26 protein-coding genes, 1 tRNA gene and 1 riboswitch are annotated in these 23,686 nt (G+C 67.0%); of the genes, 12 read left to right on the forward strand and 15 right to left on the reverse strand.

The window, feature by feature from the left end:
• Positions 1-28 precede the first annotated feature (28 nt).
• On the forward strand, positions 29-1,285 hold the full coding sequence (locus JNJ68_RS11970) for a DNA polymerase IV (protein ID WP_294982606.1): 1,257 nt from the start codon (positions 29-31) through the stop codon (positions 1,283-1,285).
• Positions 1,286-1,603: 318 nt separating this feature from the next.
• On the opposite strand, the gene JNJ68_RS11975 is transcribed toward JNJ68_RS11970, so the two are convergent.
• From JNJ68_RS11975 to JNJ68_RS11985, 3 genes are all read right to left on the reverse strand, one after another.
• The gene (locus JNJ68_RS11975) at positions 1,604-2,311 is read right to left on the reverse strand and encodes a hypothetical protein (protein ID WP_294982607.1); all 708 of its coding nucleotides are present in this window, start codon (positions 2,309-2,311) and stop codon (positions 1,604-1,606) included.
• 334 nt (positions 2,312-2,645) lie between these two features.
• Positions 2,646-3,482, reverse strand: coding sequence for an alpha/beta hydrolase (locus JNJ68_RS11980; protein ID WP_294982608.1), 837 nt, complete (start codon positions 3,480-3,482; stop codon positions 2,646-2,648).
• 64 nt (positions 3,483-3,546) lie between these two features.
• On the reverse strand, positions 3,547-4,416 hold the full coding sequence (locus JNJ68_RS11985) for an N-formylglutamate amidohydrolase (RefSeq protein ID WP_294982609.1): 870 nt from the start codon (positions 4,414-4,416) through the stop codon (positions 3,547-3,549).
• 162 nt (positions 4,417-4,578) lie between these two features.
• Here JNJ68_RS11985 and JNJ68_RS11990 point away from each other — a divergent pair.
• The 6 genes from JNJ68_RS11990 (at position 4,579) to JNJ68_RS12015 (ending at position 7,317) form a co-directional block, all read left to right on the forward strand.
• Positions 4,579-4,653: transfer RNA gene (locus JNJ68_RS11990), tRNA-Val, on the forward strand.
• A gap of 69 nt (positions 4,654-4,722) precedes the next feature.
• Positions 4,723-4,848 carry a type B 50S ribosomal protein L36 gene (gene ykgO, locus JNJ68_RS11995; protein WP_023666132.1) on the forward strand — a complete coding sequence of 42 codons (126 nt, stop codon included), beginning with the start codon at positions 4,723-4,725 and terminating at the stop codon, positions 4,846-4,848.
• A gap of 299 nt (positions 4,849-5,147) precedes the next feature.
• Positions 5,148-5,774: an FMN-binding negative transcriptional regulator gene (locus JNJ68_RS12000; protein WP_294982610.1), complete on the forward strand. Its 627-nt coding sequence runs from the start codon at positions 5,148-5,150 to the stop codon at positions 5,772-5,774.
• Between the two features lie 76 nt (positions 5,775-5,850).
• Positions 5,851-6,354: a hypothetical protein gene (locus JNJ68_RS12005; RefSeq protein ID WP_294982611.1), complete on the forward strand. Its 504-nt coding sequence runs from the start codon at positions 5,851-5,853 to the stop codon at positions 6,352-6,354.
• 55 nt (positions 6,355-6,409) lie between these two features.
• Positions 6,410-6,715: a hypothetical protein gene (locus JNJ68_RS12010; protein WP_294982612.1), complete on the forward strand. Its 306-nt coding sequence runs from the start codon at positions 6,410-6,412 to the stop codon at positions 6,713-6,715.
• On the forward strand, positions 6,712-7,317 hold the full coding sequence (locus JNJ68_RS12015) for a glutathione S-transferase (protein ID WP_294982613.1): 606 nt from the start codon (positions 6,712-6,714) through the stop codon (positions 7,315-7,317). Before JNJ68_RS12010 ends, JNJ68_RS12015 begins: the two co-directional genes overlap by 4 nt.
• A gap of 9 nt (positions 7,318-7,326) precedes the next feature.
• Here the strand turns inward: JNJ68_RS12015 and JNJ68_RS12020 are convergent, their stop codons facing one another.
• Positions 7,327-8,214 carry a glycosyltransferase family 2 protein gene (locus JNJ68_RS12020; RefSeq protein WP_294982614.1) on the reverse strand — a complete coding sequence of 296 codons (888 nt, stop codon included), beginning with the start codon at positions 8,212-8,214 and terminating at the stop codon, positions 7,327-7,329.
• Positions 8,215-8,497: 283 nt separating this feature from the next.
• Here JNJ68_RS12020 and petA point away from each other — a divergent pair, with 283 nt between their 5' ends.
• Genes petA through JNJ68_RS12035 form a run of 3 tightly spaced genes read left to right on the forward strand, consistent with a single transcriptional unit; the run spans position 8,498 to position 11,206 of the window.
• Positions 8,498-9,070, forward strand: coding sequence for a ubiquinol-cytochrome c reductase iron-sulfur subunit (gene petA, locus JNJ68_RS12025; RefSeq protein WP_294982615.1), 573 nt, complete (start codon positions 8,498-8,500; stop codon positions 9,068-9,070).
• Positions 9,071-9,081: 11 nt separating this feature from the next.
• On the forward strand, positions 9,082-10,404 hold the full coding sequence (gene petB / locus JNJ68_RS12030) for a cytochrome b (RefSeq protein WP_294982616.1): 1,323 nt from the start codon (positions 9,082-9,084) through the stop codon (positions 10,402-10,404).
• A 13-nt stretch (positions 10,405-10,417) separates the two neighbouring features.
• Positions 10,418-11,206: a cytochrome c1 gene (locus tag JNJ68_RS12035; RefSeq protein WP_294982617.1), complete on the forward strand. Its 789-nt coding sequence runs from the start codon at positions 10,418-10,420 to the stop codon at positions 11,204-11,206.
• 48 nt (positions 11,207-11,254) lie between these two features.
• Here the strand turns inward: JNJ68_RS12035 and JNJ68_RS12040 are convergent, their stop codons facing one another.
• The 7 genes from JNJ68_RS12040 to JNJ68_RS12070 all read right to left on the reverse strand — a co-directional run bounded on the left by JNJ68_RS12040 (position 11,255) and on the right by JNJ68_RS12070 (position 18,916).
• The gene (locus tag JNJ68_RS12040; RefSeq protein WP_294982618.1) at positions 11,255-11,953 is read right to left on the reverse strand and encodes an ATP-binding cassette domain-containing protein; all 699 of its coding nucleotides are present in this window, start codon (positions 11,951-11,953) and stop codon (positions 11,255-11,257) included.
• Positions 11,940-13,484, reverse strand: a complete 1,545-nt coding sequence (locus tag JNJ68_RS12045; RefSeq protein WP_294982619.1) for a thiamine/thiamine pyrophosphate ABC transporter permease ThiP — start codon at positions 13,482-13,484, stop codon at positions 11,940-11,942. The genes JNJ68_RS12040 and JNJ68_RS12045 overlap by 14 nt, the downstream gene beginning before the upstream one ends.
• A complete protein-coding gene (thiB, locus tag JNJ68_RS12050) occupies positions 13,460-14,443 on the reverse strand; it encodes a thiamine ABC transporter substrate binding subunit (protein ID WP_294982620.1) in 984 nt (327 codons plus the stop codon). The genes JNJ68_RS12045 and thiB overlap by 25 nt, the downstream gene beginning before the upstream one ends.
• Positions 14,444-14,478: 35 nt before the next feature.
• Positions 14,479-14,577: riboswitch (TPP riboswitch) on the reverse strand.
• Between the two features lie 45 nt (positions 14,578-14,622).
• The gene (locus JNJ68_RS12055; RefSeq protein WP_294982621.1) at positions 14,623-16,413 is read right to left on the reverse strand and encodes a glycosyltransferase family 2 protein; all 1,791 of its coding nucleotides are present in this window, start codon (positions 16,411-16,413) and stop codon (positions 14,623-14,625) included.
• The gene (locus tag JNJ68_RS12060; protein ID WP_294982622.1) at positions 16,410-17,222 is read right to left on the reverse strand and encodes a hypothetical protein; all 813 of its coding nucleotides are present in this window, start codon (positions 17,220-17,222) and stop codon (positions 16,410-16,412) included. Before JNJ68_RS12060 ends, JNJ68_RS12055 begins: the two co-directional genes overlap by 4 nt.
• A gap of 22 nt (positions 17,223-17,244) precedes the next feature.
• On the reverse strand, positions 17,245-18,159 hold the full coding sequence (locus JNJ68_RS12065) for a glycosyltransferase family 2 protein (RefSeq protein WP_294982623.1): 915 nt from the start codon (positions 18,157-18,159) through the stop codon (positions 17,245-17,247).
• Positions 18,160-18,211: 52 nt separating this feature from the next.
• Positions 18,212-18,916: a YafY family protein gene (locus JNJ68_RS12070; protein WP_294982624.1), complete on the reverse strand. Its 705-nt coding sequence runs from the start codon at positions 18,914-18,916 to the stop codon at positions 18,212-18,214.
• Positions 18,917-18,985: 69 nt separating this feature from the next.
• On the opposite strand from JNJ68_RS12070, the gene JNJ68_RS12075 reads away from it, so the two are divergent.
• On the forward strand, positions 18,986-19,606 hold the full coding sequence (locus JNJ68_RS12075; protein WP_294982625.1) for a glutathione S-transferase family protein: 621 nt from the start codon (positions 18,986-18,988) through the stop codon (positions 19,604-19,606).
• 41 nt (positions 19,607-19,647) lie between these two features.
• On the opposite strand, the gene JNJ68_RS12080 is transcribed toward JNJ68_RS12075, so the two are convergent.
• The 4 genes from JNJ68_RS12080 to JNJ68_RS12095 all read right to left on the reverse strand — a co-directional run bounded on the left by JNJ68_RS12080 (position 19,648) and on the right by JNJ68_RS12095 (position 22,723).
• Positions 19,648-20,007, reverse strand: a complete 360-nt coding sequence (locus JNJ68_RS12080) for a VOC family protein (RefSeq protein ID WP_294982626.1) — start codon at positions 20,005-20,007, stop codon at positions 19,648-19,650.
• Between the two features lie 69 nt (positions 20,008-20,076).
• Positions 20,077-20,364, reverse strand: coding sequence for an HU family DNA-binding protein (locus tag JNJ68_RS12085; RefSeq protein ID WP_294982627.1), 288 nt, complete (start codon positions 20,362-20,364; stop codon positions 20,077-20,079).
• Positions 20,365-20,525: 161 nt separating this feature from the next.
• Positions 20,526-22,001: an AMP nucleosidase gene (locus tag JNJ68_RS12090; protein ID WP_294982628.1), complete on the reverse strand. Its 1,476-nt coding sequence runs from the start codon at positions 21,999-22,001 to the stop codon at positions 20,526-20,528.
• Between the two features lie 74 nt (positions 22,002-22,075).
• Positions 22,076-22,723, reverse strand: coding sequence for a class I SAM-dependent methyltransferase (locus JNJ68_RS12095; RefSeq protein WP_294982629.1), 648 nt, complete (start codon positions 22,721-22,723; stop codon positions 22,076-22,078).
• An 88-nt stretch (positions 22,724-22,811) separates the two neighbouring features.
• On the opposite strand from JNJ68_RS12095, the gene JNJ68_RS12100 reads away from it, so the two are divergent.
• Complete coding sequence (locus tag JNJ68_RS12100) at positions 22,812-23,654, forward strand: SDR family oxidoreductase (RefSeq protein ID WP_294982630.1); 843 nt, start codon at positions 22,812-22,814, stop codon at positions 23,652-23,654.
• Positions 23,655-23,686: the final 32 nt, after the last annotated feature.

Genomic DNA, 23,686 nt, shown 5'->3' on the forward strand with positions numbered 1-23,686 from the left:
CCGTGGCGCGTGGTAGCCTCGCCCCATCATGCCCAGCCTCTGCCGCGATTGCCTGACCCTGACCGACAGCACCGCCCCGCGCTGCCCGTCCTGCCGGTCGCCGCGCGTGGTCGCGGATGGGGAACTGGCGCAGCTCTCCATCGCCCATATGGACTGCGACGCCTTCTATGCCTCGGTCGAAAAGCGCGACAACCCCGCCCTCCGCGACCAGGCGGTGATCGTCGGCGGCGGGCAACGCGGCGTCGTCTCGACCTGCTGCTACATCGCCCGGATCAAGGGCGTCCGTTCCGCCATGCCGATGTTCCAGGCCCTGAAGCTCTGCCCCGAAGCCGTGGTCGTCAAACCCCGCTTCTCCGCCTATATCGAGGCCTCCCGCGCCATCCGCGCGATGATGGAGGACCTGACCCCCGCCATCGAACCCCTTTCGCTGGACGAGGCCTTCATGGACCTCACCGGCACCCAACGCCTGCACGGCGCCCCGCCCGCAGTGCTGCTGGCAAGGCTGACGAAGCGGATGGAGGACGAACTTGGCCTCACCGGCTCCATCGGCCTTTCCCACAACAAGTTCCTAGCCAAGATCGCCTCTGACCTCGACAAGCCGCGCGGCTTTTCGGTGATCGGCAAGGCCGAGACCGAGGCCTTCCTGAAACCCAGGCCCGTCCGCATCATCTGGGGCGTCGGCACCGCGACCCAGACCGCGCTGGAGGCCGCAGGCATCCGCACCATCGCCGACCTCCTGCGCTGGGACCGCACCGACCTGACCGCCCGCTTCGGCAGCATGGGCGACCGGCTCTGGCACCTGGCGCGGGGCCTCGACACCCGCCGGGTGAACCGCGACGAGAAGCTGAAGTCGATCTCGAAGGAGACGACCTTCTTCGAAGACACCTCCGACCCAGACCTCCTCGACGGCCATATCTGGCGCTTGTCCGAACAGGTCGCCGACCGCGCCAAGGCCAAGCGCCTTTCGGGCCGCACCGTGACGCTGAAGCTGAAGAAGGGCGACTTCCAGCTGGTGACCCGCCGCCACGCCCTGATCGATCCGACCCAGCTGACCGACCGCATCTACCGCGCCGCGAAGGACCTCTTCGACCATGCCGGAACGAACGGCCCGTTCCGCCTGATCGGCGTCGGCATCTCCGACCTCGCCCCCGAGGACCAGGCCGACCTGAGCGGAGACCTCCTCGACCCCCAGGCCACCCGCCGCGCCGCCGCCGAACGCGCCACCGACGCCATCCGCGCCAAGTTCGGAGCGGAAGCGATCATCAAAGGCCGAGCCCTCCGCTGACCCGCTCCTCGCTCGCGTCCTGCTTCGCTCCTCGCTGACGGCCGGGCAGGGGCGCTGATGACCGTCCTGGGGTGCTTATCGGCGAAGGGTTAACTGCCTTCCCACCTGTCATCCCCGCGAAAGCGGGGCCCCATGTGCCGGGCCTGTGGGTCCCCGCTTTCGCGGGGATGACAGCTTTGCAGGGTTGGCAATCTGCCCACGCATGCAGGCGAAGTGGGAGCCCGTTTTCGGTAGGGTGGGTAAAACCCTCCATTCCCTCGCAAACGGTGGGTTGGCACCCACCCTACAAGCTACAGCGCACCGCTCCAACGCATCCAGTCAGGGCCGCCGGATGAAGTCGCCCATGTACACTCGGCGATAGAACGGAATGTCTGTCGTTTTTCCGGTGGCCGATCCAAGGGCCGGTTCAGGATATGGTCCAAACCACCCCAACACCTCCCCAACCCGCCCCTCCGTCACCGGCTCGTCTGTGATCTCCAGCGTCACCGCCTTCAACCGGACCCCTTCGCCAAACACCGCCGCAAGGCCCTCCGGGTCCACTTTCCGCACCGTCTCGGGCTTGGTGATGTCGCCGAAGCTCACCATCATCGGCATTCTGTCCGCAGGCAGCGGAACGGGCACATTCATTGGCTGGGCCCACAGTTTTGACGTCGCCGCCTCGATACTGGGGTGGCCATTCGGCGCGAGTGCCTCGTTCAAGTCATAGGCCGCGTAGACCCAGTGCCCGGTGTCAGTTCCGCTCTCACCCTCCAGCAGCGCGAAGAGCCACTTGCCAGGCAGCACCTCCACCGCCACAGCTTCTCCGGTCCAATAGCTGCGCGTCCCCCACGCCTCGGCCAGCACCAGCGCGCCCTTGGAGGTGACGTTCTCCACCCGCGTCACCGCCGACCCGCGCGCCTCGCCCTGCGGCGTCTCGATCACCAGGGTCAGCCGCTGGTTCCAGCTGACCGTCCCGCCACCGAACAGCGCCCGCAACGTCAGGAACAACACTAGGGCAACCGCCCCGAGACCGACAACCACCCGCATCCCGACCCACCCAACCTCAACCGCTCACCCAACCTACCACACCGCCATCCGCCGGCCCCCTCCTGAACCCCTGACCTTTCACCTGGCTCCAAATATCCCCGCCGGAGGCACGCCCGAGCCGGTTGGCCGCAGGCCAGAGGCGAGACACCAGCTTGCCCGTCAGCGCTCAACTCAAAAGCCGTCCCAACCCGAGACACCCTCCGACAAGAAGCGCCTCCGTGGGGAGGGCCGGGCGTGGGGGCCGCCCACCAAACATCCTAACATCTAGTAAACGCCCACGCCCAACCCCTTGATTTCAAAGGATCGAAAAATCCGTCCACCGTGGACAGCCGCCTCACCCGTCGATGAGGGCCCGGATCGCCGCCGTATACTCCGAGGGCGCCTGCAGCATCGCGAAGTGGCTGGCATCCGGCAGGATCACCAGCTTCGCCCCCGGGATCAGCGCGGCGATCTTCTCGGTATGGGCGGGCAGAATCGCCTCGTCATGATCCCCCACCACCACCGCCACCGGCACGGTGATCGCCTTCACCTGATCATCCGTCCAGTTCGGCTGGCTCGCCCACATGCCCGAAATCTGCTCGACGAAGGCATCGAACTGGTCCGGCGTCGGCGACAGCCGGGCATAGTCCTCGGCCATCCACCCCACATAGATCCCCATGAACACCGGATCGTCCTCCACCGACGGATCCACCCCGTCGGTGGTGATGTTGGCGGCATGGGCGAAGAGATGATCCAGCCGCTCAGGGTGGCTCATCGCGATGTCCAGCCCGATGATCCCGCCATCCGACCAGCCCACCAGATCCACCTTGTCGACCTTCAGGACATCCAGCAGCGCCAGATAGTCCGAGGCCATCAGGTCATAGCCGAAGGGCTCCTCGGTCCGGGTCGAGCGCCCATGCCCCCGGCTGTCGGCCACGATCACCAGATGGTCCTGCATCAGGTCGATCACCTGGTTCGCCCAGATGTCGGCGTTCCCCAGCCCGCCGTGGATCAACAGCACCGGGTCCCCCGCGCCATAGGTCGCGTAATACATCTGGATTCCGTTGACCTCGGCCATCCCGGAACTTGCCGCTTCCGGCATCGCCGGGGGCTTCGGGATCACCATCCAGCGGTCCTCGGCATTCGCGACGGTCGCACAGGCGACGAAAGCAGCAGCAAGCATCGGGCGCATCTCGGGTTCCTCCTGTCAGAGGCTCCCAGACTGCCTCAGCAGCGGCCCCCGTCAATCGATTCCCTCACTCCGCCGCCAGCCGGGCCTCTCCGGCCGCGCCCCGGACGATCTCGGCCACCACGCCCGCCATCAGGTCGCGGAACGCCCCGAACCCCGCCAGTGGCTCCACCCGGACCTCGTCCATGTAGAGCGCCCGGTCGATCTCGACCTGCACCACATGCACCCCGCGCGAGGGGCGGCCATAGGCCTGCGCCACATAGGCCCCGGCGAAGGGCGCGTTCCGCCCCACCCGCAGCCCCGCGGCAGAGAACGCCGCCTCGACCCGCTCCATCACCTCGCGCCCGGCCGTCGCCCCGTAACGGTCACCCAGCACCACCTCGGGCCGCGGCTGGCCGGGCCTTGTATGCGCTTCGATCGCCTCGTGCGGCATGGAATGGCAGTCGATCAACACCGCCTGCCCGAAGGCCGTCCGCGTTTCCTCGACAAGCGCCGACAACGCCTGATGATAGGGATGCCAGAACCGCCGCAGCCGATCCTCCGCCTCAGCCAGGGGCAGCTTGCCGCAATAGATCGCCCGCCCCCCGGCCACCACCCGGGGAATCACCCCGAGGCCCGAAGAGATTCGCGGGTTGTGCGGCACCCGCGCCAGCCCCTCGATCACCGCAGGGTCCAGCTCGTCCGCCGCCCGGTTCAGGTCGAGATAGGCCCGCGGCACCCGTGCCGCCAGAAGGGGTGCCCCCATGCCCGGCGCCATTCCGAACAGCTCGTCGACGAAGGCATCCTCTGAGGACCGGATCGTCTGCCGGTCCAGCACCGCCTGGGTCAGGAACTCTGCCGGATAGTCGCGCCCCGAATGCGGCGAGGCGAAGATCACCGGGCAGGTCCGCGCCGCGGGGCGGGTCAGGACATAGGCCTCGGTCTCGGTCCGCGCCAAGGTTCACCTCGCTTTCACTCCTCCGATATAGACCGATAATCCGCAAAGCCGAAACCCCTTGCAGCCCGTGGCGCTTGCCAGTATAGCACCCGCGACCGACGCGGTTTGCCCCGCGTCCTTTTCGTTTCACCGGAAGGGACAGGGTGGCTGCAAGGCTCAAGTGGGCGGTTAGCTCAGCGGTAGAGCACTACGTTGACATCGTAGTGGCCACTGGTTCGATCCCAGTACCGCCCACCATTCGCCGCCTCCTCCGGGGGCATGGGTTTCAATCTGGCGCGTGATGCGCCGCGCAGAAGGAGGGTCGACATGAAAGTCGCCAACTCGCTCCGCTCGCTGAAGACGCGTCACCGCGATTGCCAGGTCGTGCGCCGCAAGGGCCGCGTCTATGTGATCAACAAGACGCAGAAGCGCTACAAGGCCCGCCAGGGCTGAGGCTGCTTCAGCAGACGGATCATGGGCCGCCCTGGGAAACCTCGGCGGCCTCTTCTTTTCACGCGGGCCGCCGTCGAACCCTGCCCCCGATTATCCGGCTCAGGACGACGGGACGAAGTTGCTCGAAGAACCGGCGCAAGGGTGATCTCGTCGGGAGGTGCAAGGTTCAGGTCCGCACCTGGCGCCAGACTCCACGATGAACTGGCACTAGGTTGACTTGCCACTGCACGCCATTGACGTGTCCAGGCCCGGATTCTCCAAGGGATCTGATCCTGCCCGAGTGGCAGAAGGACTTCTCCATGCACCCGAACCCCGCCTTTCGTCAGGAGCCCACCGACAGGAACCTTGCCTTCGCCCGCGCCCGTGGGTTCGGCATTCTAACCGTCAACGGCCCCGAAGGACCTCTGGCTGCGCATGTCCCTTTCCTGCTGAACGACGACGCCGGTTTCGCCGAGCTACATCTCGCCCGCTCCAATCCCATCGCCCGCGCTACGCTGCCCGCCCCCGCGCTGATCGCCGTCTCGGGGCCGGACGCCTATATCTCCCCCGACTGGTATGGCCCGCATGATGAGGTCCCCGACCAGGTCCCGACCTGGAACTACGTCGCCGTCCACCTGCGAGGCTTGCTGGAACCCCTGCCCGATGACGCGCTCCACCCCCATGTCGATGCCCTCTCCGCCGAGCACGAGACCCGGATCGCGGGCAAGAGCCCCTGGACCAGCGCCAAGATGACCGAAGGCGCGCTGCCCCGGATGCTGCGGATGATCCTGCCCTTCCGCTTCCGCGTGACCTCGGTCGAGGGCACCTGGAAGCTGAACCAGAACAAGACGCCGGAAATCCGGGCGCGCGCGGCACAGGCGCTGTCGCGGGGCGACCCGGCGGCACAGGCCATTGCCGCGCTGATGCAGGGCCTGCCGACGGGGTGATGCCGCGCGACACGGATGAAATCGGCAACGAAACGTGGCAGGATCACCCTCAGGACCCAGCCATCGGAACGCCACCATGAAGATCGTGGAAAAGACCGCCGACCGGCTGAGGCTCAGCGCCTCGCCCTGGCTGATGACGGTTCTCTTCGCGGCTATCGTGGTGACGATGCTGGCCGCCGCCGTGGGAAAGCAACGGGACGGAGCCAGCAACGAGGCGGGCGTGCTGTTCCTGTTCGCCTTCGCCGTCCTGATCGGCGGGGTGTTCATCTGCGCATTTGTTCGCCTCACCCTCGACCGCAGCTCGGGCCGCGTCACCTACAGCCGGTTCACCTTGCGTGGCTGGCAGGAGAGGGACTGGGCGCTGGCCGATCTCGCCTCGATCCGCGCGGCGACCGACCCGAAGGAGAAGATACGCGAAGGCCAGCCGTACCGCCGGTTGGAGCTTGTGTGGAAGACCGGCGCGCCTCCCTTCCCGCTTCAGGGCGCCTACCAGCGTCCGCAGCGCGGGCAGTCCGGGGCCAGGGCGCCGCTTGAAACGCTCGCCTCCGCCGTCAATTCCTGGCTGAACAGGAAGCGCTGACCCGTTTACAACGGCCACCCCCGCCCCCTATCCTTTCCTTGAAACGGAGGTCGCCATGCCCTTGCCCCTCGCCCCCCTGATCCCCCTCGCCGTCCGCCTGGGCCTCGTCGCGACGACGACCTTCGCCCTGACCCGGCTGGTCCAGTCCGCCAGCCACCCCGGACGCACCGACCAGCGGGCCGAGGACGCGCTGGACGACCTGGGCGAGGGCCTCTCCCTGCACCGCCCCGCCGACCGGGCCGAGGACCGGCAGACCAACGCCACCGCGCGGGTCCGCCGGGTGATCCGCTTCCGGGGCCGGACCTATGAACTCGACGCCGGCCTGCTGGCCCGCTTCCGCCTGCGGGCGACCGGGGAATGAAGCTCTACCACGCCCCCGCCTCGCCTTTCGTCCGCAAGGTGATGATCCTTCTCCACGAGGCCGGGGCGAGCGACCGTGTCACCCTGGTCCCGGCGCTCGGCAACCCGCTCGACCCCGGCACCTTGCCCATCGACCGCAATCCGCTGGGCAAGATTCCGGCCCTGGAACGGCCCGATGGCCCCACCCTCTATGACAGCCGGGTCATCACCCGTTACCTCGACGAGACGCTGCACGCCCGCCTCTACCCGCCCGCCCCGCGCCTCTGGGACACGCTGGTGATCGAGGCCACCGGCGACGGCATCGCCGAGGCCGCGGTCCTGATGCGGTACGAGATGCATGTCCGGCCCGAACCCACCCGCTCCTCCGACTGGGCCGGGGCGCAGTGGCAGAAGATCGACCGTGCGCTGACCGCGCTGGAGGAGCGCTGGATGAGCCATCTCTCCGGCCCGCTGGACATGGGCCAGATCGCCGTCGCCTGCGCGCTCGGCTACCTGGATTTCCGCCATGCCGAACGGAACTGGCGCGAGACCCGCCCCGCGCTGGCCGAATGGTTGGCGTCGTTCAGCGCCCGGCCCGCGATGCAGCTGACCGCCCCGACCTGAACCGCGGGGTCAGAACACCCGGCGGAAGCGCTCGGGCAGGCGGAGCACATAGTCCTGCCGCTTGTCGAAGGCCATCTGGGTATAACCCCGCCCGCCCCAGCGGCTTTGCACGATGTTTCCCCGCAGCTCGGCCCGCAGTTCTTCGATGCGGCTGTCCAGCTCTTCCACCGGCCGGCTGCTCATCAGACGCATGTAATCGCGGGCATGTTTGGCCCGGTTGGCCCACCATTTCGCGCGGAATGCCCGCGCTTCGCGGATCTGCGGGTTGTCGGCCAGCGTCTCGGCCCGCTGTCCGGCGATATCGGCCACGAGACCGGCGGAGACATAGTGCAGGTGCGCCAGATAGAGCCCGTCCGGAAGATAGGGTTGCCCCTGAACCGCGTGAAAGCCGACCGACCAGCCGGGGCGGGAAAAGACGATCAGCGGCTTGCAATAGTCCTGCTCGCAGCGGACATGGCGGCGTTGGGCGAGGATCGGTCGCCCCAGGTCCAGCGGGGCCTCGCCCTCGCGCTCGAAGACATTGAAGCCGAAGGCACGCAGGGCCGGGGCGGCGCTGCGGTGCTGCTCGGCAAATTCGACCAGCGACAGGCCAAGCGCCGGATCGACGAAGACCAGTTCGTCGACATCCCCCGCAATCACGCCATCATACTGCGTCAGAAGGAAATTTGCGTAGGTGTTCAGCACCTCGAACCGGCTGGAATCGAAATCACCGCCGACCGAAAGTCGCGGCAGGTAGATCACCCGGCAGCCTTCTGCCAGTGCGACGATCCCCGGATCGCCGCCGTGGGTGATGACATAGAGATTCTCGCGCCCCAGCATCGGGCCGTAGTGACCCAGCCACAGCCGGAGATAGGCCTCTTCCTGATGGACCATGGTCAAGGCTGCGTATCTGGCCACCTTCGGCGCTCCTGCCCGTCGCTCCTGCTCGGTCCATGCGATATCGGCTTGGTCCCGTTTTCTCAACCGGCGTCATGGTGAAACTTGCGTCGCAAGCCGCCACGGCGACACCTTCACACCACACTCGGACGGTTTCCTGTACCAATCCGTCCGCTGTGCGCCTTTGTCCGCTGGACGAAGGGAAAAGCCTTGGCTAAACACGCGCCCGGCGGGGCGTGGATTTCCATTGCCCCTCAAGGTATATGGGGGTCGGCACCACCGACCTGAAAGGGGAGAAGATCTCGTGTCCCACGCAGACGATCACGCAGGCACCGGCGAAGGCACTCGGCGGGATTTCCTGTACTACGCAACGGCGGGCGCCGGGGTGGTTGCAACCGGGGCCGCCGTCTGGCCGCTGGTCAACCAGATGAACCCCTCGGCCGACACCCGCGCCCTGGCCTCGATCCTGGTCGATGTCTCGGCGGTCGAGGTCGGCACCCAGCTCACCGTCAAGTGGCGCGGCAAGCCGGTCTTCATCCGTCGCCGCAGCCCCGAGGAGATCGAGGCGGCGCGCGGCACCGCGCTGACCGACCTGGTCGACGCGAATTCCGAGAACGCCAACAAGCCGGGCACCGATGCTTCGGACGCGAACCGCACGCTGGACGAGGCGGGCGAGTGGCTGGTGATGATGGGCGTCTGCACCCACCTTGGCTGCGTGCCGCTGGGCGACGGCGCGGGTGAGTTCGGCGGCTGGTTCTGCCCCTGCCATGGCTCGCACTACGACACCGCCGGCCGCATCCGCAAGGGACCCGCGCCGCGCAACCTGCCGGTGCCGGTTGCCGCCTTCACCGACGAAACCTCGATCAAGCTTGGGTAAGGACCAGAATCATGGCCGGAATTCCGCACGACCATTACGAGCCCAAGACCGGAGCCGAGCGCTGGCTGCATTCGCGGCTGCCGATCGTCGGGCTTCTCTACGACACCATCATGATCCCCACGCCCAAGAACCTGAACTGGATGTGGATCTGGGGCATCGTGCTGACCTTCTGCCTCGCCTTGCAGATCGTCACCGGCATCGTCCTGGCGATGCACTACACCCCGCATATCGACATGGCCTTCGCCTCGGTCGAGCACATCATGCGTGACGTGAACGGCGGGCACATGCTGCGCTATCTGCACGCCAACGGCGCCTCGCTGTTCTTCTTCGCGGTCTACCTGCACATCTTCCGCGGTCTCTACTACGGCAGCTACAAGGCCCCGCGCGAGATCACCTGGATCGTCGGGATGATCATCTACCTGGTGATGATGGGAACCGCCTTCATGGGCTATGTTCTGCCCTGGGGGCAGATGTCGTTCTGGGGCGCCACGGTGATCACCGGCCTCTTCGGCGCGATCCCCGGCGTGGGCGAGCCGATCCAGACCTGGCTTCTGGGTGGCCCGGCGGTGGACAATGCCACGCTGAACCGCTTCTTCAGTCTGCACTACCTGCTGCCCTTCGTGATCGCGGCGCTGGTCGCCGTGCATATCTGGGCCTTCCACAGCACCGGCAACAACAACCCGACCGGGGTCGAGGTGCGCCGGGGCTCGAAGGAAGAGGCCGAGCGCGATACCGTGCCGTTCTGGCCGTATTTCGTGATCAAGGACCTCTTCGCGCTGGCGGTGATCCTGGCGGTGTTCTTCGCGGTCGTCGGCTTCATGCCCAACTTCCTCGGCCACCCCGACAACTATACCGAGGCGAACCCGCTGGCGACGCCTGCGCATATCGTGCCGGAATGGTACTTCCTGCCGTTCTACGCGATCCTGCGCGCCTTCACCGCAGACGTCTGGGTCGTGATCGCGGCCAACTGGCTGTCGTTCGGCATCATCGACGCCAAGTTCTTCGGCGTGCTGGCGATGTTCGGCGCCATCGCGGTCATGGCACTGGCACCCTGGCTCGACACCTCCTCGGTGCGCTCCGGCCGCTATCGCCCGATGTTCAAGTGGTGGTTCGCGCTTCTCTGCATCGACTTCGTGGTCCTGATGTGGTGCGGCGCGATGCCTGCGGAAGAACCTTATGCCACGATCTCGCTGATCGCGGCGGCCTACTGGTTCGCCTACTTCCTGGTCATCCTGCCGCTTCTGGGCGTGATCGAGAAGCCGCTGGCCCAGCCCGCGACCATCGAGGAAGACTTCAACGCCCACTACGGCTCCAAAACCCATCCGGCCGAGTGAGAGGAAATCCAGCATGTTCCGCAAGATCGTACTCACCGCCGCTTCGGTTCTGACCCTGACCACCGGCGCCGCCCTCGCCGCCGGAGAAGGCGGGCATGTCGAGGACGTGGCCTTCGCCCATGAAGGCCCGTTCGGCGCGTTCGACCAGTTCCAGCTGCAACGCGGCCTTCAGGTCTATACCGAGGTCTGCTCGGCCTGCCACGGGCTGAGATACGTGCCGCTGCGCACGCTCTCGGACGAGGGCGGGCCGGGGATTCCGGAAGACCAGGTCCGGGCCTATGCCAAGCAGTTCACCGTCACCGACAAGGAAACCGGCGAGGACCGCGAGGGCTTGCCGACCGACAACTTCCCCGCCAACACCGGCGCGGGCGCGCCCGACCTTTCGCTGATGGCCAAGGCGCGCGCGGGGTTCCACGGGCCCTATGGCACCGGGATCAACCAGCTCTTCCGCGGCATGGGCGGGCCGGAATACATCCACGCGGTCCTCACCGGCTATACCGGCGAGGAGAAGGAGGAATTCGGCACCACCTTCTACGAGAACCACGCGTTCTCGACCGGCTGGATCTCGATGCCGCCGCCCTTGTCGGACGACCAGGTGACTTATGCCGACGGGACGAAGGCGACGGTGGACCAGATGTCGATGGACGTGGCTTCGTTCCTGATGTGGGCCGCCGAGCCGAAGCTGATGGACCGCAAGAATGCGGGCTTCGTCAGCGTGATCTTCCTTCTGGTCCTGTCGACGTTGCTCTACCTGACCAACAAGCGGATCTGGGCCGGGATCAAGGGCAAGAAGCACGCCTGACCGGATCGGCACTTGCGTTCGAAAAACCCCGCCGTCGCGCGGGGTTTTTCATTTGTTGCCGAGGTAGTCCCGCACGCCTGGCGGCGGGTTCGCCAGAAGCTCCGCTGTGGAAACCGGCGGATGGACGACCGCCTCGGCGACGAAGGCCGTCTCGCCGCCAAGCGCAAGGGCGTCCTGTGGGTCATGCGTGACCATCAGCACCAGCGCCCCGGTCTCGTCCGCCACCTCGCGCACCAGGCCCAGCATCTCGCCCCGAAGCGCAGGGCCGAGCGCGGCGAAGGGCTCGTCCAAGAGCAGGATCGGCCGGGCGCGCAGCAAAGCCCGCGCCAGGGCCGCCCGGCTGGCCTGACCGCCCGAAAGCTGCGCCGGGCGGCGGGGACCGAGGCCTTCCAGTCCGACCCGTCGCAAGGCTTCCTCGATCCGGGCGTTGTCGGCGGCGGTCAGGCGCAGGTCTGGGCGAAAGCCGAGCCCGAGGTTCTGTGCGACCGTCAGGTGTGGGAACAGGTTCTGGTCCTGGAACAGGATCGTCACCGGACGCTCTCCCGGCGGGATCGGGGACAGGTCCTGCCCCTGCCACAGCACCCGGCCCGAGGTCTGCGGGAAGAAGCCCGAAATCACCGACAGCAGCGTCGACTTCCCCGCGCCGGACGGCCCCATCACCGCGATCCGGCTACCCGCGGGGGCGGACCAGTCGGCGGCCAGGCGGAAGTCGCCCTGGGTGATGGTCAGGCGGTCAAGCTGCAGCACGGCGGCCTCCGGCGTCAAAAGCCCAGAAGAGGGCGAAGGACAGGGTGACAAGGATCAGCGCGGCCGAGGCGGCGGCCTCCATCCGGTAGGCGCCGGTCAGTTGGCTGACCACCAGGGGCAGGGTGGCCTGATGCTCTCCGGCGAAAAGGGCGATGACGCCGAGGTCACCCATCGACAGTGCCGCCGCGATCCCGGCGCCAAACCCCAGCGGACGGGCAAGGCGCGGCAGCACCAGCCAGCGCAGCCGGGGCCAGCCTTGCAGCGACAGGCTGTCGGCGAGGCGGCCATAGTCTTCGTGCAGGGCGCGCGTCTCGGGCAAAAGGATGCGGTAGAGATAGGGCAGCGAGAGCGCCACGTTGACCAGGATCGTGACCGGCAGCGCCAGCGTCGTCGGCGGGGCAAGGGGTTGGATCAGCAGGAAAAGCCCGGTCCCCAGCACAAGGCCGGAGGTCGCGAGCGGCAGGGTCGCAGCCGCCTCGATCAGCGGGCGGGACCTGCGGGCCGCGGCCAGCGCCAGGGTCAACGCGGTGGTGGTGGTCAGAAGGGCCGAGGCCAGGGCCACGAGGATTGATCGGCCAGCGGCAGGCAGGACCGAGGCGGGAAGATCGGCCAGCCCCGGCACACCCCGCAGAAGCACCGCGGCAAGCGGCAGGGCCAGGAACAGCCCCGCCGCCGTCAGGGCAACGGCGTCCCCCCAGAGCCGCCACCCCCCGAAAGCGGTCAGCCGAAGCTCGCGGTCCAGTCCCGCGCCGAAACCTGCGGGCCGGGTCAGGAACCAGGCCGCCAGCGCGGCACCCGTCCCCAGCGCCAGCTGCACCCCCGCCAGCGCCGCCGCCTTGCCGAGGTCGAATTCGAATCGGACCGCCTGGTAAATCGCCAGCTCGATGGTGGTGGCGGAGGGGCCACCCCCAAGGGTGATGACCACGGCAAAGCTGGTCAGGCAGATCACCAGGATCACCAGCGCGACGCCCGGCAGGACCTCGCGCAGCATGGGTCTTTCCAGGTGGCGGAAGGTCTCGCCGGGGCCGAAGCCGAGGGATTGCGCGAGGCGGATGCGCTCGGACGGGAGGGCGAGCCAGGCTTGCAGGATCATCCGGGTGGCGAGGGGGAGGTTCAGGAAGATGTGGGCGAGGACCACGCCGTGCAACCCATAGATCGAGATCGGTGGCAGGCCGAGGGCGATGAGGAGCTGGTTGAGGAGACCCGAGCGGCCGAAGACCGCGAGGAGGCCGAGGACGGCGACCACGGCGGGGAGGAGGAAGGGGGCGCCCATCAGGGTGATCAGCGCAGTGCGTCCCGTGAACCGGCGGCGGGCGAGGGCGCGGGCGACGGGAATGGCGAGGAGGGTCGAAAAGACAGCCGAAAGTATGGCTTGCGTGACCGAGAACCGCACGGCGGCCCAGTCGGCAGGGCCAAGGGAAAGCCCCGCCCCTCGCCAGCCGACGGCGGCGAGGGGGGCCGCGACCAGCGCCAGCAGCAGGGCCGCCAGCGCCGGTGCGGCAAGGGTCAGCGGGCGAGCGCGGCTTGCCATTCGGCCAGTGCCGGGTCGCGGGCGGCCTGGGCTTCTTCCGGGGTCATCAGCAGCGATTTCGCGGGGCGGAAGCTGTCGAAGCCTTCCGGCAGGCCGGAGGCCGGGGTGACGGCGGGATACATCCAGTTGGTCTGGGGCAGGGCCGACTGGAAGGCGTCGGTCAGCGTGAAGTCGAGGAACTTGTCCGCCAGCTCCGGCTGATCCGTCGCCGCCAGTTTCCCGGCAACCTCGATCTGCATGTAATGGCCTTCGTCGAACAGCGCCGCGGCCTTGCTGTCATCGCTCTCGGCGATCAGGTGATAGGCGGGGCTGGTGGTGTAGCTGAGAACCATGTCCGCCTCGCCTTCGAGGAAGAGGCCATAGGCCTCGGACCAGCCGGGGGTGACGGTGACGATGTTGTCGGAGAGGGCTTTCCAGACTTCACCGGCCCTGTCGCCGTAGGCCGCCTTGACCCAAAGGAGAAGGCCGAGGCCAGGGGTGGAGGACCGGGGGTCCTGGATGACGATCTTCAGGTCGGACGCGGCGAGGGCCTCGAAGGATTTGGGAGGTTCAGTGACCTTGGTCTTGTCGTAGACAAAGGCAAACCAGCCCCAGTCGAAGGGCAGGAACAGCGGATCGGCATAGTCGACGGGCAGGTTCAGCGCCGGATTTTTCCCATGCGGTGCAAATAGTTGCGTGGCAGAGGCGGCACCAGTCAGGCTGGTGTCGAGGCCGAGGACCACATCGGCATCGGAGGCCGCGCCTTCCAGCTGGATGCGGGCGAGGAGCGCAGCGCCGTCGCCGGCGGGGACGAAGCGCAGGTCGCAGGCGCAGGTTTCCTCGAAGGCCTTTTCCACTGCCGGGCCGGGGCCCCATTCCGAGGTGAAACTGTCGTAGGTGAGGACTGTCAGGACGGGGGTTTCGGCCATGGCGGGCAGCGCCAAGGTCAGAAGGCCCGCAGCAAGGAGGTGTTTCTGCATCGTTTTCTCCAAGTTGCGACGGATTGGTCGGGGATGGAGAACCCATGCACCTTCCCTCCGCCGGTATGATCCGGTTCAGGTTCGACGGGTTCGCTTGCGCATCTCAGCCGGTGAGGGCTCCCCGAGGTGGGGAGGAAGATAGGCGAATGCGCGGCATGTGCAAGGGGAGAGGTGAAGGGCTATTCGCGGCGCAGGTAAATCGCGCCGTTGGGTTCGCCGTTCCTGTCCTCGCTGAAACCGAGGGTGGCGAGGGCGGGGGCGAGTTTGGTGCGGGTGGCCGCGACCTCCGAGGGGTCGAGGAAGGGGATCAGGATGCGGCGGAGGCTGGTGAGGGCGGCTTCGGGCAAAGCCTCGGGCGGCAGGAGCGGGCCGGAGAGGCGGAGGACTTCGGGCCGGGTATCGGCGAGGAGCTTGTGCAGGCCGGACCAGAGGCCATCGGGGTTGAGCGTCGCCTGCGACCAGGCGATGCCCGCAGGGTCGGGGAAGTTCAACGCGGCGATCCGGCGGGAGAGGGTGAGGAGTGCGGGGCGTTCGTCGTGGATTGTCACTTGCAGCCCGGGGATGGCCGCCCTGGCGCGGAGGGCAACGAAACCGATGCCGCAGTCGAGGTCGAGAAACCGGGTGCAGCCGGTCAGGAAGCCCGCGATATTGCGGGCATGGCGGCGGTCGAACTTGCCGGATTTGAGGACCTCCAGCGTCGCGGCGGTAAAGACGCGGGGATCGAGCGGGATCTTCAGGCCCTGGTTCTCGACCAGTTCCAGCGGGATTTCGGCGGAGAGGTCGGCGGAACCGGAGACATAGGGCGAGGCGAAGGGCGAACCCCAGCCGGGCGGCGGCGGGGTGCGGCGTTCCTCTTTCGGAAGCGCATTGCGGCGCTGTTCCAGTTTGGTCTGGACCGCCTTCACCGCCTCCGGGTCGCGCGCCTTGGGCGGCTTGGCTGTGACCTGGCTGATCGGCACGTTCGAGGCGGCGACGAGGTTGGCGACATAGGCCTGGTAGTCGGGCGAGGTCTGGTAGTCTGCCAGCCGCGCCTCGGCCCTTGCATGGGCGGCTTCGTGCAGGCGGCGGACGTCAAGGTCTTCCAGCAGGGTGGCCATGATCTCGGCCCGGCGCTCGCAGTGGCGGAAGATGCGGGTATCCTCCACCTCGTTCCGGTCCTGGAGCGACCAGTAGTCGGAATTGTACTTGTCCTTCTTGAGGTTGGCGTTGCCGCGGAACTTGCGCAGGGAATAGGCGTCCATCGACTTGATGGCGTAGTGATTGATCTGTGCCCAGTCATAGCCCACCGTCCGCCGGATCGAGCGCCAACCGCGGAACTTGAACCAGTCTTCCAGCGGGCGGCCCGAGCCGTTCACCCAGAGCACGCGTTCCGGGTAGTCGGTGTCCTTGAACTGCGACTTGATGATCGGACGGTGCATCCCGAGCCGCAGGTATTTCGGGTCGAAGCGCAGCAGGGTCTTGGTGCCCCAGCCCTTGTTCCAGAACTCGGGCGCGGCGCGGGTGAACTGATCGGTCACGGGTGCGCGCGACCAGTCGCGGATGCCGGAAGAGCCGAAGATGCGCCAGGTCAGCACCATGGCCTGCGCTTCCATCGCGGTCAGGTCGGCGACCAGGCCGTCCAGCGTGCCGGAGGGATGGTTGATGCACATGAATTCGTCGGCATCGAGCACGAGCAGCCAGTCGGAATTGATGATCAGCTCTTCCTCGGCGGCGCTTTTCAGCATCGAGGGGTGCGGCTTCATGCCTTCGGGGATCACGTTGTCGCGGTGGTGGATGCCGATGTCCATCGCTTCCAGCCGCTTCAGCAGCGTGTCGGTGCCGTCGCAGCAGTCGTTGGTGTAGACCATCAGTTCGGTGAAGCCGAGCGCCAGGTGATGCGCGACCCATTCCACCACGAAGGGGCCTTCGTCCTTCATGGTGGAAAGCGCGACAAGGCTGCCGTGCGGGCTGGTCTGGCGGGTGAAGCTCATTCTTCCAGCGCGGCGGCGGGGTCGATCCCGATCTTTTCGCACATGCGGGCCATGTAGCTGCCCTTGAGCGGCGGGTTCTTGCGCCACCAGGGCCGGGTGGCGTTGGTGTAGATATGGACCGAGAGGGTGGCGTCGGTGAAATGGCCCTCGACGTTGGAATGCGGGTCGAAGAACACATCGTTCAACTGGAAGGGCACGGGATAGAGGCAATCAACGCTCATCGCCTTGTCGAAGACGCCGGCCTGCTGGGCGCACCATGTCAGCGCCTGTGGGCCGAAGGCTGTGCGCTCGACCTCGAAGATGCGGGCGGCCTGGGGGATCGAGCGGTCGATCTCGTCCATCTTGCGGCGCTGGCGCTTGCCCCACCAGCCCGGATAGTCCGGCGGGTTGTCGAAGAAATCGAGCAGGAGGTCGACGATCCGGCTTTCGGGCGGGAAGCCGACGACGCCGTTGTTCAGCGCGCCCGACATGCCGTGCAAGCCGAAGACATAGTCCAAATCCTCGGGGAAGGGTCGGTGACAGAAGGCATCGCAATCCACCCAGATCGCCCCGGTCTTGCGGATCATCTTGATGCGGAAGACGTTCGCCACGAAGGCGGGTTTGGTCAGCGCCAGCAGGGTTTCGTCCACCGCGATGATCTCTTCCGCGGGGCGGATCTCGACGCCCTCGGGGACATTGGCGACGGGGCCCATCGTGTAGAGCGTCACCGGATGGCCCATCGCCAGATGCGACTTGAGGCAGAGCTGGTTGATGTAATGCAGTCTGTCGCCAATCCAGAGCGAGGCGACGGGGCGGCGGTTCAGGGTCATGCGGGGGCCTTTGGGTGAGGGGTCAGAAGACGGCGGCGAAGCGGTCGGGAAGGCGGTAAAGCTCCTTGCTGCGGCCGCCGCCGAAGAAGGTGATCTTGCCATCGTGCAGGTGCTGCTGGCCCTCGACCATCTTCTTGCGGAAGTCGGGCAGCTCGGCATCCTCGCGCAGGGCGGTGCCGTTCGACAGCCGCCGGAAATCGTCGAGGTTCCTGCCCCACTGGCCGGTGCCCTGCGCCTCGTCAGCTCCTGCGGTCATCAGCCGCCGCATCTCGCGGCGCGATTCCAGGCGGGCCATCGAGGTCTCATAGTCCACGAAGCGCAGGTGCAAGAGGTAGAGATGCGGGTCCAGCACGCGGGGCTGGTGGTTGTTCGCGTGCCCGCCGATGGTGAACAGCGCGTCCTTGCGGATCACGCAGGGCTTGGCGTAGTTCGCATTGGCGCGGAAGACCCGGCGGCGGGTCAGGATCGGCTGGCCAGGCAGGATCGGGTCGCGCTCGACCTCGGGGTTGTGGATCAGCTCGATCCCGAAGGGGCAGAGCGAGGCGGGGGTGGTCTTCGGATTGGTGTAGCGGCCAAGATAGGTGACAAGATCGGGTGCTGCGGCAGGGTCGACGATCACGATCTCGTCGACATCGCCGACGATGATCCAGTTGTAATAGCGCAGCATGCCGGAAGCGAAGCTGGACTTCATCATCCAGCGGCGCCGGGTCAGGCGGAACAGCGTCGGATCGCGCGGCAGGGCGATGACATTGGCGCCTTCGGCGATGCGGCGATGCTCGGGGTCGCCGCCGTGCGACAGGATATACAGGTGCTCGCGCCCGAACTGGCGCCCGTAGTGGTCGACCCAGCGTTCCAGAAAGAAATGATCGTCGTAGACCATCGTCACGGCCCCGGCCGGCTTTTTCGTCGGGTCAAGCGTGGCGGGGGGTTCGGACATCCGGGCTTCCTTGGGTGTGCCGCCGGACGGTATCACGCGGATTCGACGGCTTTCAAGCGCGGGTGGAGGGGCGGCTTTCGCCGCGCAGCCGGTCGAGGAAGGCGCGCAACAGCGGCACACGGCGGGGGCGGAAGCTTTCGCCGGTGGCCCTGACGCCGGACATCTGAGCGACCTTGAAGCGGCGGAAGTCCTGACGGAGGCAGCAGAAGGCCAGCACCTGCACCTCGCGGTCAAGGAAGACGGTGCCGAGCGGCCAGATCCGGCGGGCGGTTTCCCGGCCACTGGCGTCGCGATAGGTCATGTCCACGGCGCGTTCCTCCCATGCAGCCTCGCGAAGCAGATGCAGGTGCGTGGGCGCCGGGGTGCGGCGTTCGTAGCGGTAGGACCGGGTGACGGCATGGATCGCCTGACGCTGAACCCGGTCGGGCAGGGTGGCGATGATCTTGGCCTGCGCCTCGGCGGCGGCCTTGGCCAGCAGCGCGTCGCCGGATTGCGCGACTTCGGCAAGGCCGAGGACCAACGCTTCAACTTCGAGCCGGGTGAACATCTGCGGCGGCAGCGCGGGGTCCTCTGTCAGCCTGTATCCCGCCCCCGCCTCGCCGTCGATCAGCGCCCCGGCAGCGCGCAGGGACTGGATGTCGCGGTAGAGCGTGCGTTCGGAGACGCCGGTTTCCTCGGCCAGCCGCGCCGCCGTGACCGGCTGGGGCAGCAACCGGAAGGCAGAGAGAAGGCGGAACAGGCGGTCGGATTTCGGCATGGCATCCTGACAGGTTCTGGCAGGAGGGGGAGGTTAATCTCATCCCATCGGAAAGCAAAGGAGAGAGAGATGCTGACCCTGTTCCATTCACCGCGCAGCCGGTCCACCGCCATCCTGACCCTGATCGAGGAGATGGGCATCCAGGACCGGATCGACATCCGCGAAGTGACGATCCCGCGCATGGATGGTTCGGGCAGGCGCGATCCGGCGAACCCGCATCCCGAGGGCAAGGTGCCCGCGCTGGTGCATGACGGTCGGGTGATCACCGAAAGGGGCGCGATCATCCTGCACCTTACCAGCCTTTTCCCCGACACCGGCCTCGCGCCGAAGGTCGGCACGCCGGACTGGGGCGTCTTCGCGATGTGGATGGCCTGGTATCAGGGCGTGCTGGAGCCGACCTTCATCATGGAGGCTGCGGGCTTCTCGCACCCCTGGATGACGGCGGCGGTGCGCGACCACAAGACCGCCGTCGCCCGGTTGCACGCGGCGCTGGAGAAAGGGCCTTGGATCATGGGCGAGAGGTTCAGTGCGGCGGATATCCTGCTGCATGGTCCCTATGTCTGGTTCCCCGAGGCCGCACCGCATGACCCGCTGATCCGGGACTGGATCGAGCGCTGCAAGGCACGGCCCGCAAGCGTGAAGGTGCGCGAGGCCGACGGGGCGCGGATGGCGCAGCTGGCGGCGGCGTGAGGGAGGTGCCCAAGAATTCTCGCGAAAATTCTTGGGGCTCTTCACCCCGGCGGCTGCCACAGCTCGATGGGCGTGCCCTCGGGATCGTGGATACGGGCGAAGGTACCGTAGCTGCCGTCGCCGTCCCAGTCCGGCCGCGTCTCGACCGCGATCCCGACGGCGCGGAGTCGGGTGATCAGGGCGGACAGGTCGTCGACGCGCAGGTTCAGCATCCACTGCTTGTCTTGGGCGAAATAGTCGGTATCGGCCTTGAACGGCGAGAACACGGTCGGCCCGGCCTCCTGCATCCAGACCGCGACATCGGGCTGGGTGATGCCGAGGTGGGCGCGATACCAGTCGTTCAGGGCCGCCGGGTCTCGCGCCCGGAAGAAGATGCCGCCGATGCCCGTGACCTTGGCCATGTCCACCTCCCGAAAGCAAAAGGGCCGCCCCAAGGCGACCCTCTCACGAAATCCGGTCGTGCAGAAGCCTCAGCCGTTGACCACGTCCTTGAGCGCCTTGGCGATGGCGAACTTGACCTGCTTGTCGGCGGGCTTCTTCATCTGCTCGCCCGTGGCGGGGTTGCGGACCATGCGCTCCGGCCGGGCCTTGCAGGCCAACTTGCCGAGGCCGGGGATCGTCACGGTGCCGCCAGCGGCGACTTCGCGCGACACCACCGCAGCGATTGCATCCAGAGCCGCGTTCGCGGTCTTCTTGTCACCACCCATGGCTTCGGCGACGGCAGCCACCAGTTGGGTCTTGGTCATCGGTTTGGACATTGGATCATCCTTCGTTGTTATTCGTTTCGTGTCTTATGCACGCATCGGCCCACAATTGGCAGGCGTCCCCCGTTCCGGGGCCACGGCCCAGACACAATGTTTGGGGGCCAAAATCAACCCCCGAACCGCGAAACTGGGGCGTTTGACGGCTTTTTCGCTGCTTAAAGGAAGGCTGTTTCCTCGAATGAGCGAAGTTTCCGGCTGTGAAGCCGTTCTATGGGCGTGTCGCGCAGCCGCTCCATCGCCCGGATGCCGATCTGCAGGTGGCGGCTGACCTGGGTCTTGTAGAAATCCGACGCCATGCCGGGCAGCTTCAGCTCACCATGCAACGGCTTGTCGCTGACGCAAAGGAGCGTGCCGTAGGGCACCCGGAAGCGGAACCCGTTCGCCGCGATGGTGGCGCTTTCCATGTCCAGCGCCACCGCGCGCGATTGCGACAGGCGGCGCACCGGGCCGGACTGGTCGCGCAGCTCCCAGTTGCGGTTGTCGATGGTGGCGACGGTGCCGGTGCGCATGATGCGCTTCAACTCGTAGCCTTCCAGCTGGGTCACTTCCGCCACGGCCTTCTCCAGCGCGATCTGGATTTCGGCCAGCGCCGGGATCGGCACCCAGACCGGCAGGTCGTCGTCGAGCACATGGTCCTCGCGCAGGTAGGCATGCGCCAGGACGAAGTCGCCAAGGCTCTGGCTGTTCCTGAGGCCCGCGCAATGGCCGACCATCAGCCAGGCATGCGGGCGGAGGACGGCGATATGGTCGGTGGCGGTCTTGGCATTGGACGGACCGACACCGATGTTGACCAGGGTGATCCCGTTCCCGTCGGCCCGTTTCAGATGATAGGTCGGCATCTGCGGCATCTTGTCGAAAGGCAGGATCGCGCCGTCGGGCGTGGTGATCAACTGGTTGCCGGTCGCGACGAAGGCGGTGTAGCCCGAAGCCGGATCGCCGAGCATCGCGCGGGCATAGGCCTCGAACTCGTCGACGTAGAACTGGTAGTTGGTGAAGAGGACGTGGTTCTGGAAATGCGTCGGGTCGGTCGCGGTGTAATGCGCCAGCCGGGCCAGCGAATAATCCACCCGCTGCGCCGTGAAGGGGGCAAGCGGGGCCGAGCCGTCGTCATAGCGCGTCATCACGCCATTGACGATGTCGTCGTTGGTGGTGACGAGGTCCGGCACGTCGAACACGTCGCGAAGCGAGAAGTCCATCACCCCTTCCTGGGGAATGGCGACGGTGCTGCCCGAGACCGCGAAATGGACGGGCATCGGCGTGTCCGACAGGCCCACGTCGACCGAAACCCCGTGATTGCGGATCAGAAGCTCGATCTGCTGGATCAGGTAGTTGCGGAACAGGTCGGGCCGCGTGACCGTGGTGGCATAGGTGCCGGGGGCCGAGACATGGCCGAAGGCCAGTCGGGTATCGACCTTGTCGAAGCTGGTGATGGTGATGCGAATCTCCGGGTAGAAGGCGCGGATGCGGCGGCCCGGATTGCCTTTGGCGACAGTGCGCAGGAACTGGTCGGACAGGAAACGGGTGGCCTGGGAATAAAGCACCTCAAGCCTGTCCACGGCAGCGGCGGCGCTGGTAAAGCTCTCTGCGGGCGGGGCGTCGGGGGTAAGGATGGAGTGGGCGTCTTCCAGCATCGCGGGTCCTGAAATGTGATCCGGCATATAAGCCGAAACCGGCGCTGTTCCGCAAGTGAAGCTCGTGCGACAGGTCAGGCGGCGCGGAAAAGCGCGATCATGGCCCGGTCGGCTGCATGTTCGCTGTCGATCCGGGTAGCGGCGGCGCCATAGACCTCGACCTCAATGAGTTGCAGGCCGGTGATGCGGCTTTGCGTGGCCAGCGCGTCCAGCGCCAGGTCGAAGCCCGCAGAGGTCCAGACCCGGCGGTTGATCGAGAGGGCGAACTGCGCCTGTGGGGCGGCGACAGCGAGGAGGTTCGGCAAGGCTTCGGGCCCGACATGGCCGGCGGTGAAGGTGCCGGAGGAGACGATCCCGCTGTATCGACGCGGCAGGGAAAGGGGCCTGGTAATGTCGGCCTGGAAGAGCCCGGCGTAGATACGCTTTTCTGCCGCGCGTTCCAGCATCTCGACCGAGAAATCCACCGCGTCGATGGGATCGGCAAAGCCCATTTGCCACAAGGCCTCGGCCAGAAGGCCGGTGCCCGCGCCGACGTCCAGCACCGGGCCTTGCCCCCGCGCGCCCATGAAGGCCGCCGCGACATGAGCGGGCAGTAGGTATTGCATCTCGGTCGCGAAGCCCTGGTCGTAGCTTGCAGCCCAGTCGCGGTAATAGGCGAGGCAGGCCTCTGGTCCGGTCAGGGCGAGCGCGCCTTTCAATCCCCCATCCTTGCCGTTGTCCATGCGCCACCTCCCGCCTGCCAGCATGGAATGCGCGACCCCTTGCCGCAAGCCCTTGCCTCCCCCCGCCCGCGCCCCGATAGTCCGGCCCATGTCCACGCTTCTCTCCCTTGGCCACGGCTATTCCGCCCGCGCCCTTGCCCGCCGCCTGGTTCCGCAGGGCTGGCGGGTGATCGGCACCACCCGCAAACCGGAGAAGGCCGAGGCCTTCCGCGCCGAAGGGGTGGAGCCCTTGATTTGGCCCGGACACCTTGGGCCTGCGCTGGAGGAGGCGACGCATATCCTCTGCTCCGCCGCACCGGACGCGCAGGGCGACCCGTTCCTGCGGGCGGTTCCTGGGATCGCCGGAGCGAAGGCGGTCTGGGTGGGATATCTGTCGACCACTGGCGTCTATGGCGACCATGACGGCGGCTGGGTGGACGAGGCGACGCCGCTGACCCCGCAATCCGACCGGGGACGGCAGCGGGTGGTCGCCGAAAGCCAGTGGCGGGCGACCGGCCTGCCGCTGCATATCTTCCGGCTGGCGGGCATCTATGGTCCGGGCCGAGGACCGTTCGAGAAGGTCCGCGACGGGACCGCGCGGCGGATCATCAAGCCGGGGCAGGTGTTCAGCCGCATCCATGTCGAGGACATCGCGCAGGTGCTGGAAGCCTCGATCCGCCAGCCCAATCCGGATGCCGCCTACAACGTCTGCGACGACAACCCCTGCCCGCCGGACGAGGTGATCGGTTATGCCGCGCGGCTGCTGGGGATGCCGGAACCGCCCGCCGTGCCCTTCGCCGAAGTGGAACCGACGATGACCCCGATGGCGCGGGGATTCTACAACGAATCGAAGAAGGTGCGGAACGACCGGATCAAGGACGAGCTTGGGGTGAGGCTCCTCTACCCCGACTACCCGCAGGGTTTGGCGGCGCTGCTGGCGGGGGGCGACTGAACCGCTCGTCGTCGCCTTCGGCGCTCCTCGCC

This window comes from Tabrizicola sp. (assembly GCF_016793705.1).
In the GTDB taxonomy this organism is placed as follows: Bacteria; Pseudomonadota; Alphaproteobacteria; order Rhodobacterales; family Rhodobacteraceae; genus Tabrizicola.